13 protein-coding genes are annotated in these 14616 nt (G+C 68.6%); all 13 read right to left on the bottom strand.

The features are described 5' to 3' along the window. Positions 1-17: 17 nt before the first annotated feature. A complete protein-coding gene (gene yjfF, locus J7E93_RS18830) occupies positions 18-1040 on the bottom strand; it encodes a galactofuranose ABC transporter, permease protein YjfF (RefSeq protein ID WP_215070961.1) in 1023 nt (340 codons plus the stop codon). Then, complete coding sequence (locus tag J7E93_RS18825) at positions 1037-2110, bottom strand: ABC transporter permease (protein ID WP_215070959.1); 1074 nt, start codon at positions 2108-2110, stop codon at positions 1037-1039. The genes yjfF and J7E93_RS18825 overlap by 4 nt, the downstream gene beginning before the upstream one ends. Further along, entirely contained in the window at positions 2107-3645 is a 1539-nt protein-coding gene (locus tag J7E93_RS18820; protein WP_215070957.1) for a sugar ABC transporter ATP-binding protein, read from the bottom strand. The genes J7E93_RS18825 and J7E93_RS18820 overlap by 4 nt, the downstream gene beginning before the upstream one ends. A 100-nt stretch (positions 3646-3745) precedes the next feature. After that, on the bottom strand, positions 3746-4753 hold the full coding sequence (locus J7E93_RS18815; protein ID WP_215070955.1) for an ABC transporter substrate-binding protein: 1008 nt from the start codon (positions 4751-4753) through the stop codon (positions 3746-3748). A 151-nt stretch (positions 4754-4904) separates the two neighbouring features. Further along, positions 4905-5891 (bottom strand): LacI family DNA-binding transcriptional regulator, encoded by a 987-nt coding sequence (locus tag J7E93_RS18810; RefSeq protein WP_215070953.1) that lies wholly within the window; start codon positions 5889-5891, stop codon positions 4905-4907. 305 nt (positions 5892-6196) lie between these two features. Then, positions 6197-7663, bottom strand: coding sequence for a non-reducing end alpha-L-arabinofuranosidase family hydrolase (locus J7E93_RS18805; RefSeq protein ID WP_215070951.1), 1467 nt, complete (start codon positions 7661-7663; stop codon positions 6197-6199). Next, a complete protein-coding gene (locus tag J7E93_RS18800; RefSeq protein ID WP_215070949.1) occupies positions 7663-8451 on the bottom strand; it encodes a cupin domain-containing protein in 789 nt (262 codons plus the stop codon). Before J7E93_RS18800 ends, J7E93_RS18805 begins: the two co-directional genes overlap by 1 nt. Beyond that, entirely contained in the window at positions 8403-9263 is an 861-nt protein-coding gene (locus tag J7E93_RS18795) for a PmoA family protein (protein ID WP_215070947.1), read from the bottom strand. The genes J7E93_RS18800 and J7E93_RS18795 overlap by 49 nt, the downstream gene beginning before the upstream one ends. Continuing rightward, positions 9260-10306: a Gfo/Idh/MocA family protein gene (locus J7E93_RS18790; protein WP_215070945.1), complete on the bottom strand. Its 1047-nt coding sequence runs from the start codon at positions 10304-10306 to the stop codon at positions 9260-9262. Before J7E93_RS18790 ends, J7E93_RS18795 begins: the two co-directional genes overlap by 4 nt. After that, positions 10303-11361, bottom strand: coding sequence for an endo-1,4-beta-xylanase (locus J7E93_RS18785; protein WP_215070943.1), 1059 nt, complete (start codon positions 11359-11361; stop codon positions 10303-10305). Before J7E93_RS18785 ends, J7E93_RS18790 begins: the two co-directional genes overlap by 4 nt. A gap of 26 nt (positions 11362-11387) precedes the next feature. Then, positions 11388-12794 (bottom strand): glycoside hydrolase, encoded by a 1407-nt coding sequence (locus tag J7E93_RS18780; protein WP_251066729.1) that lies wholly within the window; start codon positions 12792-12794, stop codon positions 11388-11390. 68 nt (positions 12795-12862) lie between these two features. After that, entirely contained in the window at positions 12863-13693 is an 831-nt protein-coding gene (locus J7E93_RS18775) for a carbohydrate ABC transporter permease (RefSeq protein ID WP_215070939.1), read from the bottom strand. Further along, positions 13690-14595 carry a carbohydrate ABC transporter permease gene (locus tag J7E93_RS18770; RefSeq protein WP_251066749.1) on the bottom strand — a complete coding sequence of 302 codons (906 nt, stop codon included), beginning with the start codon at positions 14593-14595 and terminating at the stop codon, positions 13690-13692. Before J7E93_RS18770 ends, J7E93_RS18775 begins: the two co-directional genes overlap by 4 nt. Positions 14596-14616 lie beyond the last annotated feature (21 nt).

Below are 14616 nucleotides of genomic sequence, written 5' to 3'. Positions count from 1 at the left end.
GAGGCCCTCTCGGGCCGTCAGGTTCTCCGGCGCGCTGTCATGGCCCGCTGGATCAGGATGAACGCGCAGAGCAGCACGCCTGTGGCGATCTTCGTCCACCAGGAGCTGAGCGTGCCCTCGAACTGGATGAGGCTCTTGATCAGGCCAAGGACGAGCACACCGAAGAGGGTGCCCACCACATAGCCGCTGCCGCCCGTGAGCAGCGTCCCGCCGATGACGACCGCGGCGATCGCGTCGAGCTCCATGCCGGTGGCGTGCAGGGGGTCGCCGGACTGGATGTACAGGGTGAAGAGGAGCCCGGCCAGCGCCGAGCAGAAGCCGCTCACCGTGTAGACGGCGATCTTCGTGCCGCCCTGGGGAAGGCCCATCAGCATCGCCGACTGCTCGTTGCCGCCGATGGCGTACACCCGGCGCCCGAAGCGGGTGTAGTGCAGGACGTAGAAGGCCACGGCCAGGACGACCAGCGCGACAACCGCTCCGATCGAGAGGAAGGCGCCGCCCAGCGACACCTGGGCCTGCGCCATGCTGCTGACCGACGCGTCCCCTATGGAGATCGACTCCTTGCTGATGACCAGGCAGAGGCCCCGGAAGAGGAAGAGGCCGGCGAGGGTCACGATGAAGGGCTGGATCTCGAAGTGGTGGATCACGTAGCCCATCAGGAAGCCGCCGAAGGCGCCCACGGCCAGGGCCAGGGGGATCACGACGAGGATCGGCAGGCCCTGCCGCTCCACCATCCATGCCGTGAACATGGTCGTGAAGCCGATCACGGATCCGACGGAGAGGTCGATGCCGCCGGAGAGGATGACGAAGGTGGCTCCGGCGGCGGCGACCAGCAGGTAGCCGTTGTCGATGAACAGGTTCAGGAAGACCTGGGGTTCCGCGAAGCCGTAGTTCTGGTATCGGCTCAGACCGGCGACGTACATCGAGAGGAAGAGCGCGGCCGTGACCAGGACGGGCAGCCGCCGGTCGCCGAGCAGGCGCGCGGTCCTGGACACCGAGCGGCCGTCCGGGGCCGTACGGGCTTGGGTGGTCGCGCTCATCGCGACACCTCCATCGTGGGAGCGGCCTCGGTCGCCGCGGCGGGCTCCGCCGGTGCGCGGCCCTTCGCGCCGAACACCTTGGCGCGGAACTTCGGGGACTGGAGCAGGCAGACGACGATGACGACGGCGGCCTTGAAGACCAGGTTGGTCTGGGTGGGTACGCCGATGGTGTAGATCGTGGTGGTCAGGGTCTGGATGACGAGCGCGCCGACCACCGTGCCGCCGATGGAGAACCGGCCGCCGAGGAGCGAGGTGCCGCCGATCACGACGGCGAGGATCGCGTCCAGCTCGATCCACAGACCGGCGTTGTTGCCGTCCGCGGCCGAGGTGTTGGAGCTGATCATCAGCCCCGCGAGGCCGGCGCAGACCGCGCAGAACACATAGACCATGATCTTGATGCGTCGGGACCTGATGCCCACGAGACGGCTGGCCTCGGCGTTGCCGCCGACGGACTCGACGAGCAGGCCGAGCGCCGTGCGGCGGGTCAGCGCGACGGTGACGGCCACGACGGCGGCCACCACGAAGAGGGAGAAGGGGAGCGTCAGCCAGTAGCCGCCGCCGATCAGCTTGTACGGCTCGCTGTTGACGGTGATGATCTGGCCGTCGGCGATCAGTTGGGCGACACCGCGCCCGGCGACCATGATGATCAGTGTGGCGATGATCGGCTGGATACCCATACGGGCGACCAGGAAGCCGTTCCAGAGCCCGCAGACGACCGCCGCCACCAGGGCCAGGGCCAGGGCGAGCAGGACGCCGGAGAGGGCGCTCTGGTCGGCCTGGCCGCTGATGTACGAACAGGCCAGCGCGCCGCTGATCGCGACGACGGCCCCGACGGAGAGGTCGATGCCGCCGGTGGCGATGACCAGGGTCATGCCGACCGCGACCAGGATGAGGGGCGAGCCGAAGAGCACGATCGAGACGAGGCTGCCGTAGAGGTGGCCGTCCGCCAGCCTGATCGAGAAGAAGTCCGGGGTGAAGGGCACGTTGACGAGCAGCAGGACGACCAGGACCGTGACCGGCCAGAAGAGGTGATGGTGCGTCAGCGTCCGCCGTCGGGCAGGAGTGGTCACCGGTGTTCTCCGCTCGCGATGGTCTCCAGGATGCGGCTGGGGGTGATCTCGGGCCCGTTGGCGAACCGGGCCACGAGCTTGCGGTCGCGCAGCACTCCGATGGTGTGGCTGATCCGGAGCACCTCCTCCAGTTCGGCCGCGATGTACAGCACGGACATGCCTTCCTCGGAGAGCGAGACCACGAGCTTCTGGATCTCCGCCTTCGCGCCGATGTCGATGCCGCGGGTCGGCTCGTCGAGGATCAGCAGTTTCGGCTGTGTGATGAGCCAGCGCGCGAGCAGCACCTTCTGCTGGTTTCCGCCGCTGAGCCGGCCGACGCGTGCCTCCGGGTCGGCGGGGCGGATGTCCAGCGCCTTGATGTACCGGGCGACGAGTTCGTCGCGCTGGGCGGCCGGGACGGGCCGGACCCAGCCGCGCGAAGCCTGCAGAGCGAGGATGATGTTCTCCCGTACCGTCAGCTCCGGTACGAGTCCCTCGGTCTTGCGGTTCTCCGAGCAGAACGCGACGCCGGCGCCGATCGCGTCGTTCGGCGCGCTCATCGAGACCGGCTTTCCGCCGATGGTGACCTTGCCGCTGTCGGGCTGGTCGGCGCCGAAGAGCAGCCGGGCGAGTTCCGTACGGCCGGAGCCGAGCAGTCCGGCGAGTCCGACGACCTCGCCCTTCTTGATCTCCAGGTCGAAGGGGGCGATGCCGCCGGTCCTGCCGAGGCCCTCGGCCCGGAGCAACGACTCGCCGACCCCGGAGTGGAGTTGGTGGTCGTGGAGCTGCTCCAGCTGTTCCACGTCCTTGCCGATCATCAGCTGGACGAGCCCGACCTGATCGAGGTCCCGGACCAGGTGCTCGCCGACCAGGGTGCCGTTGCGCAGCACGGTCATCCGGTCGCAGACCTCGTAGATCTGGTCGAGGAAATGCGAGACGAAGAGGATCGCGACGCCTCGGTCCTTCAACCGCCGCATCAGGCCGAAGAGTTCGAGGACCTCGTCGCGGTCGAGGCTTGAGGTCGGCTCGTCCAGGATCAGCACCTTGGTGCCGGATCCCTCGCCGTCGCTGTCGCCCGTGCCCACCGACCGTACGATCGCGACCAGTTGCTGCACGGCCAGCGGGTACGAGGACAGGGGCGCGTTCACGTCGATGTCGAGGCCGAGCCGGTCGACGAGCTCCGCCGCCTCCCGGCGCAGCCGCTTCCACTGGATGCGGCCGGCCCGCGTCGGTTCGCGGCCGATGAAGATGTTCTCCGCCACCGAGAGGTTGGGGCAGAGGTTGACCTCCTGGTAGACCGTGCTGATGCCGGCCTGCTGCGCCTGGAGCGGGCTGGCGAACCGTACGGAGGTGCCGTCGAGGGTGATCGTGCCGCCGTCGAGGGGGTGGACCCCGGTCAGCACCTTGATGAGCGTGGACTTCCCGGCACCGTTCTCGCCGAGCAGGGCGTGGATCTCGCCGGGGAAGAGGCGGAAGTCGACACCCGACAGAGCCCGTACCCCCGGAAACTCTTTGACTATGCCCGCCATTTCCAGGACGGGCAGCGGCTCTGCCATGGCAGCACTCCTCATGGATCTCGTTCAGTCCCGCGGGGAGCCCCTGGCCCCGGCCGAGGGTGTCGGCCGGTCGGGGCTCCCTGCCGGTGGGTGCGGTCGGTCAGTACTTGCGGTTCGGGAGCGCGGACTTGGCCTGGTCCTGCGTGTAGTCGCTCTCTTCGGTCTTGATCCAGCGGTCGACCTTCTCGCCGGCGTGGACCTTCTTCACGACCTCCATGAGCTGGGGGCCGAGGAGCGGGTTGCACTCGACGATGGCGTTGATCTTGCCCTCGGACATCGCGACGAAGCCGTCCTTCACGCCGTCGATCGAGACGATGAGGATGTCCTTGCCGGGCTTCATGCCGGCCGCCTCGATCGCCTGGATGGCCCCGATGGCCATGTCGTCGTTGTGCGCGAAGAGCACGTTGATGTCGGGGTTGGACTGGAGGAAGGCGGCCATGACCTGCTTGCCGCCGGCGCGGGTGAAGTCACCGGTCTGGCTGACGACGATCTTCCAGTCGTTCTTGTGCTGCCGGTCCATGACCGTCTTGAAGCCCTTGGCACGCTCGATGGCCGGCGCGGCGCCGGTGGTTCCCTCCAGCTGGGCGATCTTGACCTCGCCCTTGTGGCCGGCCGTGGCGAGGACCTTCTCCAGGATCACGGCCGCACGCTCGCCCTCGGCGGTGAAGTCCGAGCCGACCAGCGTGACGTACAGGGACTCGTCGGAGGTCTCCACCGAGCGGTCGGTGAGGACGACCGGGATCTTCGCGGCCTTGGCTTCCTTCAGTACGGCGTCCCAGCCGGTGACGACGACCGGCGAGAAGGCGATGACGTCGACCTTCTGGGCGATGTAGCTGCGGATCGCGGAGATCTGGTTCTCCTGCTTCTGCTGTGCGTCGGAGAACTTGAGGGTGTATCCCGCCTCCTTGGCCGCCTCCTTGACCGAGTCGCTGTTGGCAGTGCGCCAGCCGCTCTCCGAACCGACCTGGGAGAAGCCGAGGCTGATCGCCTTGCCGCCACTGCCACCGGGGGAGGCGGACGAGCCCGCATCGTCCTTGGCGCAGGCCGCCAGGGCGCCCGCTGCCGCCACACCGACCGCCGCGGTGAGGAAGTTACGTCTGCTGAGCATGTTCTTCTCCTTGTGGTAGAGCGGACAGGCGCCTTGCGTGCGACCTGTCGACCGTTGTTCGAAATCTCGGACATGCAGAGTGGGTGAAAACAGCGCGGGCGCCGCCTCGAGGAGGCGGACCTCCGCTGGGACGGGCCCTCGACCAGGGGGGCTACGGGGAACTGCTGGCGCGGACCACGAGTCGGGGGTCGATGACGATCCGGGGCACTCCCGAGGGAGCCCTGCCCTCGATCAGGTCCAGGAGCAGGGTGATGCTGCGCGTGCCCACCGCCGAGAAGTCCTGCCGGACCGTGGTGAGCGGCGGGGCGAAGAACTCCGACTCGGGGATGTCGTCGAAGCCGACGACCGCGACGTCCTGCGGAGTCCGCACCCCCGCTTCGCGCAGCGCACGCAACACCCCCAGCGCCATCTGGTCGTTGGCCACGAAGACGGCGGTCAGCCCCCTGCCCACCCAGCCCGCCAGTTCCTGCCCGGCCCGGTAGCCCGACAGCGGGCTCCAGTCCCCGCTCAGCGGGGGCGGCGCCTCGACCCCCGCCTCCTCCAGGGTCGACTGCCACCCGGCGACCCGGTCCACCGCCTCCTGCCAGTCCTCCGGCCCGGCGAGGTGCCAGACGCTGCGGTGACCGGCGGCCAGCAGATGCCCCGTGGCCAGCCGCGCACCGAGGCGCTGGTCCACATGGACTCCGGGAATCCCCGTTCCGTGTTCGCTCCCGACGGTCACCACCGGGAAGGGATGGCGGAGTTCGGCGAGAGCGGCGACCGCGCGCTGTCCCGGCGCGATGGCGACCACGCCCTCCACCCCGCCGTCCCTGAGGTGGTCGAGGGCCTCGGAGAACGTGCCGACGGTCATCTCGCGCAGACTCACGGTCGAGACGAGGTAGCCCTCGGCCCGCGCCGCCTCCTCCAGCGCGAACAACGTGCTCGCCGGGCCGTAGAGCGTCGTGTTGGAGGCGATCACACCCAGGGTGCGGGTGCGCCGGGTAGCCAGCGCCCGTGCGGAGGAGTTGCGGCGGTAGCCCATCTCCTCGACAGCCCGCAGCACCTTGACCCGTGTCTCGTCCCGCACGTTGGGATGGCCCCCCAGCACCCGCGAAACGGTCTGATGGGACACGCCCGCCCGCCGAGCGACATCAGCCATGGTGGGTGGCCGAAGCGGGGAGTGCATCTGCACGTGGACCATGGCTGCACCTCCTCAGACATCGACGTGGGAACGCGAAGGCCATTGTGAGCGCTAACAATTCATAGTGGTCAAGGGGTCCTACCGAAGTGAGGACGTCACGTTTGAGTAACGCGACGGAAGTCTGACGGCGACTCCCCGCGCCTTGCCCGACCCCGCGCTCCGTCGCCGTATGAGCGCTGTCGTTCTCACGACCGGGGCGGGCTCGGCCTTTCGCCGAGCCCGCCCCGCCGACTCCGCACCGGAGCCGGACCGGTGTCACGTCGTCAGCGCTGGAGTGTCAACAGGCCCGGCCGGTAGGGCAGGAGACCGTAGTCGACGCCGTCGGAGCTGGGGCTGCGTCCCTGGTAGAGCAACTGCAGGTTGCACGGATCGACGGTCATGGTCTGGTCGGGGCTGGTGCGGATCAGTTCGCCGTGGCTGATGTCGTTGGTCCAGGTGGCGCCACTGTTGGCCTTGCCGGCGAAGGAGTTGCTCTCGGTCGCCGCCTGGGGTGTCCACGAGCCGTTCAGACTGGTGGCCGTGAACGAGCGGAAGTAGCGGCCCTGCGAGCCGATCGCCTCGACGATCATGAGGTAGCGGTTCTGGCCCTGGAGCTTGTAGACCTGCGGGGCTTCGAACAGGTTGTTCGTCGTATCGCTCATGATCACTGTCGAGGTCGAGCCGAAACTGCCCGGGAAGTTCCCGATCGGCATGCCGGCCCGGTAGATCTTGCCGTTGTCACCGGCGAAGAACAGGTACATGTTCGTCCCGTCAGCGATGAGCGTCTGGTCGATGGGCCCTGTTCCGGAGTCGGCGATGGTTCCGGAGAAGAGCTCCTTCGGTGATGACCAGCCATTCGGGTTGGTGGGGTCGCTCGACGTCCGGTAGGAGAAGGCGCTCCCACCCCACTGGTAGGCGAGCAACCAGATGTTCTTCGGCGCGAAGTAGAAGAGCGTGGGCGCGACGGTGGAGCTCGACATCGTGTTCTGGCCGGCCGAGGCCATCTGTGACCAGTTGGTGAACAGGCCGAAGTTCATCGAACCCCAGCTCTTCCCCGTGTCGTGCGTCGTCGCGTAGACGAGCTGCCTGCCGTTGTAGGGGACGACGGTGAAGTCCTTGAGCGAGACCCACCCCGACCTGGGCTGGGCCAGCGCGCCCGTCGATGTCCAGCGGTAGGTCGACGGAAGATTGCACGTGCCGGGGTTGCCGGCGCCGACCTGGACGAGCTGCCACTGCTGGTTGCTGCCGCCCCAGTCGTCGTACTGGACTATGTTCGCGTTGTCGGCGGTGGAGCCGCCCTGTACTTCGAGGGCCTTGTCGCTGTGGCGCGCGATCAGCCTCACGTAGCCATCCGAGCTGTCCGCCAGCCGCCACTGCTGGTTGCCGGCGTTCAGGTCGGTCCACTGGACGATCGGGCCGCCGTTGGCGGTGGACCGGTTCTGGACGTCCAGCACCTTGCCGGAGTGGCGGGACTTGATGCGGTAGTAACCGCCGCCGGCGTCCACGAACTGCCACAGCTGCTGGGTCTGGTCGTTCCTGGTCCACTGGGTGATGCGCGCGCCGTCGTTGGTCGCCAGGTTGTAGACGTCCAGGGCCTTACCGCTGTTGCGGTTGACCAGTGCATACGAGGCGCTGGGGTCGACGGTCGCCGCGGCGGCGGGTGGGGCACTGAAAAGACTGGCCCCGAGCAGCAAGGACGACAGGACCGCGAGTACGAGACTCAGGACCAGGGGTGGATGGCGAAACCGCATCAGATGAGCTCCTTTGGGGGACGGAGGTGAGGTGAGCCCGACGAACCGCGGAACGGCCGCGTCTGGCGGTCGGGGACGGGATAGGGGTGAAGGCGGCCGCACATGCCGAAGAGCTGGTGCTCCGGGCGCTCCAGGCGGGACACTTCGCCGTGGCCGAGGTGGGAGAGGTCCCCGGCCTTCAGCCGCTCCAGCTGGCGGCCGGTCTCTTCGGCCGCGGCCAGGGGGCCGTCACGCCAGCGGATCTGCCAGGCGTCCAGGAGCTCGCTCTTCAGGCGGTGGGCCGCGCTGTGGAATTCCTCGAGCCCGCCTTCGCGCAAGGCCAGGAATCCCTCGAGTGCCAGGTCGCGGCGGCGGCGCGCTGCCACGGTCTGGTCGCCGGTCAGGGCGGCCGCCGCCCGGTAGGCGGGGGGATCGGCCAGCACAGGAGCGGGGAAGGTGAAGACGGCGTCGCCGGCCTCGGGGAGTCCGCTGTTCTGCATGAGTACCACGAGGCGCAGGCCGCCGTCGTTGACGAGGCGGTGGATCGTGCCGGGGGTGAACCAGACGACGTCGCCGGGGTGCAGCGGGGTTTCGGCGAAGCCGGAGGCGGCGAGAGTCTGGACGCTGCCCGCGCCGTCGATGACGACGTAGGCCTCGGAGCAGACGAGGTGCATGTGGGGTGTGCCGCCGCACAGCCCGTCGGCGGCCTCCCAGTCGTACACGGTCAACCCGGAGATCCCCACGCCGCCCGGGAGTTGGGTCACCACGGGTTTTCCGCGACATGCCGGGTCAGGCGCGTGGGGGTCCATGCGCCGTCGGCCACGACGATCCGGTAGCGCCGCGACAGGGTGTCGCCGGTGGCCAGTTGCAGTTCCTTGTCGAACGCCAGAGACGGGTTGACGGCGGGAATGGGCTCACTGCGGACGAACCAGTGGCAGGGAGCGTTTGGATCGTCCAGGAACAGGAGCGTGGAGGAGCGGTCGACCTCGTCGTGCGTACCGATGAAGGCCAACCAGTCGCCCTGCTCGCCCATCGCGGGGCCGATCACGTCGCCGCCGGTGAAGTCGCGCGGACCGCGCCAGAACAGACCGGAGTATCCGGCGAGCTCCCTGCCCTGAGTGCCGGGGCTGCCGAACATCAGATCGGTGTCGTGGACGTTGGTCAGCGCTGTCGTGACGTCCAGGGTCCAGGAGTCGGCCTCGACGTCGTGGGCGGTCAGGGTGCGGCGCTCGTCGATCCAGTGCTCCCCCGCCATCGTGTGCCAGGCCAGGTCCTCTGTGATCGCGGCGCGGCCGTGACCCGTTTCGGCGGATACGGTGAGGCTGCGCATCGTGCCGAGGTTCGGCAGGTCCACGTAGCCCTGGCCGCGCAGGTAGGTGCCGCCGCCCCAGAAGTTCTGCCCCGACACCCACGACGCCGTGATCTGGAGCCCCTTGTGCCAGCGGTGGTCGTGCGGCCGGTACCCGGTGACCACGTCACCGGCGAGCGTGCGCACCGGATGCAGATAGGGCTTCGGCGCCTCGAAGGGGTCCATGACCGGCCGGTGCACATACCGGAAGAGGTCCACGCCGCGAGCTCGGACGATCAGCGAGTCCTCGTTCTCGAGGAGTTCGAACGTCATCGGAACACCCCCGGCAGCCCACCGTTGAGCGAGCCGTAGAACGGGTCGGCCGCGTCGATCTCCCCGCGCCGGACCGGCAGTCCGGTGATCGCGGCCTTGTACAAGGCGGTCACCAGTTCCATGGTGGACCTGCCGAGGTCGGGCCGGATCCCCGCCTCGTAGCCGTCCAGGAAGTCCGCGAGCTGGGCGGTGTGCGAGCTGGGCAGGTCGCCCGGCGGGTCCCACTTCACGCCGGGCGACCTGGTGGTGAACGTCCAGTCCGCGTTGGAGTAGCCGTACAGATGACGCAGCTCGACCGTGGCCTCGGTGAGATCGAACCGCAGGTAGCTCTCCTCGCGTGGGGAGAGGACGCTGTTGACGACCGTCGCGATGGCTCCGTTCTCGAACCGGACCAGGGCCGTGGACACGTCCTCGGTCTGGACGTCGCGCTCCAGACGGCCGGCCATCGCGCGTACCTCGGCCCATTCGCCGAGCACCGCGAGCATCAGGTCCATCTGATGGATGCCGTGGCCCAGCGTCGGGCCACCGCCCTCGCTCTCCCATGTGCCGCGCCAGGGCACGTCGTAGTAGGCGTCGTCGCGATACCACGCCGTGACGCACTGCGCGACGAGCGGGCGGCCCAGCGTCCCGGCCGCGATCCGGTCCCGCAGGTACCGGGCCCCCGTGCCGTACCGGTGCTGGAACACCGCGCCCGCGACGGCGGGCCCCTCGGCGGCACGGATCCGGTCGAGCTCGGCCAGCGACAGCGCCACCGGCTTCTCGCACCACACCCACGCCTCCGCCTCCAGGCAGGCCACCGCCTGGTCGGCGTGGAGGAACGGAGGCGTGCACAGGTGCACGAGGTCCGGCCTCTGCTCCTCGATCATCGTGTGCAGGTCGGTGTAGACCGCGGGAATGCCGTGTTCGGCCGCGAACGCCTCGGCGCGCGCGGCATCCACGTCGACGGCCGCCACGATCACGGCCCGGTGCGCCTGGGCCCGGAGGGCGGGAACGTGGCAGATGCCCGCGATCCCGCCGGTTCCGACGATCGCCGTTCTGATCATCCGCCCAGCACCTCCTTGATCGAGTGATAGGCGGGCTTGGGCAGCAGGTTCTCGTCGTAGGGCAGCGCCGCGCCCTCACCGGGGAAGACGGAGGGGATCCACGAGTACTTGTCCGTGTAGTCCCAGATGGTGACGCCGACGCACTTCTCGACCGCCAGGCAGGCCTTGACGTAGTCCGCGTACCAGGTGGCCTGGGTGGCGAGCTGCTCCGGGGTCGCGGGGAGGGTCATCCGGATGTCGAGCTCGGTGACCGCGACCTCGACCCCGAGGTCGGCGAAGCGCTGCATGTTCTGCTGGACGTCGGCGGGGAAGCCGTACTGGAGCGCCAGATGGCCCTGGATACCGAAGCCCTCCACCGGGACGCCGTCGGCCTTCAACTGCTTGATCAGGGTGTGATAGGCGTCGCTCTTGGGACCGATCCAGTCGACGTTGTAGTCGTTGAGGTACAGCTTGGCGTGGCGGTCGGCCTCGTGGGCCCAGCGAAGGGCGTCGGCGATGTAGCCGGGGCCGAGCGTCTTGTAGAAGAGCGACTCGCGGTAGGTACCGTCCTCGTTGAAGGCCTCGTTGACGACGTCCCAGTGGATCACCTGGCCCTTGAAGTGCCGGACCACCGTCTGGATGTGGTTCTTGAGGATGGCGCGCAGCTCGTCGGCGGTCCAGGTGCCCTCGGTGAGCCAGGCGGGGAGCTGGTTGTGCCAGAGGAGCGTGTGGCCGCGGACCTTCTGGTGGTGGGCCTTGGCGAAGGCGACGACCTCGTCGGCGGCGGTGAAGTCGAAGACGCCGCGCTCGGGCTCGGTGGCGTACCACTTCATGGCGTTGCCGGGGGTGGTCTGCCCGAACTCGCTGCCGAGGAGCTTCAGATAGGCGGCGTCGGTGAACTCGGGGTTGTCGGTGGCGGAGCCGAAGTACTTGTGGTGCTTCTTGGCCAGTTCGCCGAGCGTCCTGGGACGGGGATCGGCGGCTGCGGGCGCGGCAGCGAGGCCGGCCGCGAGGCAGGCGGCGGCGGACAGGGCGGTGAGAATCCGGGAGGCGGTGAGAATCCGGGTCTTGGGCATGACGGACTCCTCGTGGGGTGGGCGGTTCAGTCCAGGACGATCGTGGTGAGCGCGCGCGGGGGGAGCTTCGCCGTGAGGGTGGTGCCGTGCGTGGAGACGATGTCGGCCGGGGTGATCGAGCGGGTCTCGTCGGTGACGTAGCCGTCGGGGTGCCGGTCATGCCCGCCGCGAAGAGAGAACTCGGCGGAGTTCTCGGTGGTCGCGGTGTTGAGGATCTCGATCACGCGGCTGCCGTCGGTGTTGCGGAAAGCCGTGATCCGCAGTGCCGGGTCGGGGTTCGTGGCCGGCACGCGGACGGCGCCGGGGCGGATGAACCGGCTGAAGGCGGCCAGCGCCCAGTACCGCTTGGACACCCGGTAGTCGTCACCGGGGTTGGCGAGCTGGATGAGCCCTCGGGTCGCGCCGAGGGACGCGCCGGTCCAGTAGACATAGGCGTTGGCGTTGCCGACGGTCAGGGTGTTCTGGATGTCGGCCGCGACGGTGAGACCGTCGTAGCCGCTGCCGTCGTCCCAGTTCTCGTTCCAGGTGGAGCCGTCCGGCGACCATTCCGACATCCACACGCGCTTGTCGGTCGGTTGCGGGACGTCGGTCGGACCGCTGTAGCGGTGGCCGGTGATGGTCCGCACGGCCTTGTCGGCCGCCCAGTCCGCCTCGATGGCCTGGGTGTAGGCGACCTGGCGGTCCCAGCCGGCGGCGTCGCAGCAGACCACCCCCGTCTTCAGTCCGGATGCTCGAACGGTCGGTCCGAGCACCTTGAGGAAGTCGACGGCCTGCTGCGGGGTGAACCGCATCGAGGCGTAGGTCGCCGTCCAGTCGGGTTCGTTGGTGAACCCCAGGTCGGTGATCCCGATGCCTTCCTGCCGGTAGAACTTCGCGTACTGGACGAGGTAGTTCGCGTAGGCCTGACGCCATTCGGGCCGGAGTTCGCCGCCGTCGTTCTCGCTGCCGTTGGTCTTCATGAAGGCCGGGGCGCTCCACGCGTCGGCGAAGAACCGTTCGACGCCGTAGGCCTTGGCCTCCTTGGCGAGCCAGACCTGGCCGCCGTCCCAGCCGTCCCAGACGTACTTCGGCGTGGCGTCCGGCCCGCCGGGATCGGCCGGCAGGATCGTCGGCATGTGGTCGTAGACCCTGTCGGTCGACGACCCGATGCCCAGGCGCAGGATCGAAAGGCCCGCGCCCTTGTCCTTACTGAGCAGCAGGTCGAGGACCTCGCGCTGCTTGGCCGGGCTGAGGCCGCGCGCGCCGTGCAGCAGGTCGGCGCGCTGGAAGGCCATCGAGAAGCCGAATCCGTCTATGGGCTGGAGTTCGGCGCGGAAGTCGATGGCGGGTCGGGCGGGGTCGGCCGCGGGTTGGGCGGGGTCGGCCGCGGGTCGCGCGGGGGTGGCCGCAGGTCGCGCGGGGGTGGCAGCGGCCTGCGATGTGAGCGCTAACATCAGGACAGCTGTCAGTGCGGTCAGGCGTTTCACAAGGTCTCCTCGGGGTGGAGGTAACGCGGGGCGGGTCAGCCCTTGGTGGCGCCCGCGGTGAGGCCGCCGATCAGCTGGCGCTCGGCGACGGCGTAGAAGGCCAGGGCGGGGACCATGGCGAGCACGATGTAGGCGAGGACGAGCGCGTAGTCGGTGGAGTACTGGCCCTGGAACTGCTGGACGCCGACCGGGATCGTCTGCCATTTCGGGTCGTTGAACACCAGCAGCGGCAGGAAGAAGTTGTTCCAGCTCGCGACGATCGCGAGCACCGAGACCGTGCCGAGCGCCGGACGCGCCATCGGCAGCAGGATCTTCCAGAAGAAGCGGAACTTGCCGCAGCCGTCCATGATGGCCGCCTCCTCGACCTCCGCGGGGATGGTCCGGAAGAAGCCGCGCAGAATGATGATCGTCATGGGGAGCCCGAAGGCGGCCTGCGGGAGGATCACTCCGAGCGGGTTGTCGAGCAGGTCGAAGTTGCGCAGCAGCAGGAACAGCGGCAGGACCGCCACCGCGAACGGGAACATCAGCCCGATCGTGAAGAGCATGTAGAACAGCTCCCTGCCCCGGAAGGCGTAGCGGGCCAGCACGAACGCCGCCATGGCGGAGGCCGCCACCGTGCAGCATGTCGTGCCGATCGCGATGCCGGCGCTGTTGGCGATCTGCCGCCAGAACATTCCGTCGCCGAGAATGCCGGTGTAGTTGCCGGTCTTCCAGTGCTCCGGCAGCCCGAACGGATTGGTCGTCAGCTCGCCGGTGCTCTTGAACCCGGAGATCACCGCGTAGATCAGCGGCACGACGACGAACGCGCCGATCAGCCAGACCACGGCGTGCAGCGACAGGCCGCGTGCCGCCCTGCGGGCGTTCATCGGCCACCTCCCGTGGTGACGGCCCCGCTCAGGTCACGGCGGAGCACGTAACGCTGGTAGAAGAGGGAGAAGACCAGACTGATCATGAACAACACCACGCTGATCGCACTGGCGTAGCCGACCTGGTAGCGCTTGAACCCGAACTGGAACATCGAGATCGCCATCGTCTCGGAGGAGTGGTTGGGACCGCCCGCGGTCATGACCCAGACGAGGTCAAAGAGCTGGATGGCCCCGATGACCGAAAGGAAGACGCTGATCCGGATCGTCGGGCCAAGCAGCGGCAGCGTCACGTACCGGAAGCGCTGCCAGGCGCCGGCGCCGTCGATGGCGGCGGCATCGAGGATCTCGCGCGGGATGCCCTGCAGCCCGGCGAGGAAGAGCATCATGTGGAAGCCGAAGTACTTCCAGGTCATGACCACGAACAGGGTCGGCATGACCGTCGAGGGTTCGGCGAGCCACTTGCCCTGCAGCCCCTCAAGGCCGAGGGCGCCGGCGAGATGATCGGCCATGCCGTCGCCGGGAAGGAAGATCATGGTGAAGAGGACCGCCGTGACCACCTCGGAGAGGATGTACGGCGCGAAGAACAGCATCCGGTAGACGGCCCGGCCGCGCAGCTTCTGGTTGAGCAGGACCGCGGTGAACAGCGCGAAGGGCAACTGCACCGTGATCGACAGGATGATCAGGTACAGCCCGCGCCCCATGTCGCCGAGGAAGACCTGATCGGCGAAGAGCCTGGTGTAGTTCTCGAAGCCGACGAAGTCGTCCATGGGGCCGATCCCACCCCACTTGAAGAAGCTGGTGTGGACGGCGACGACGATCGGGGCGAGGACGAAGACGAGGAAGAGGACCAGAGCCGGGACGAGGAACCAGGCGATCGACGCCCAGCTGCCCAGCCCGCGCAGGAGCGACCGGGCCGGGGCGGG

The sequence above is a fragment of the Streptomyces sp. ISL-36 genome (genome assembly GCF_018614205.1).
Lineage (GTDB): Bacteria > Actinomycetota > Actinomycetes > Streptomycetales > Streptomycetaceae > Streptomyces.
The sequence above is the reverse complement of the archived record's forward strand: the minus strand, read 5'-3'. Positions and strand labels throughout refer to the sequence as shown.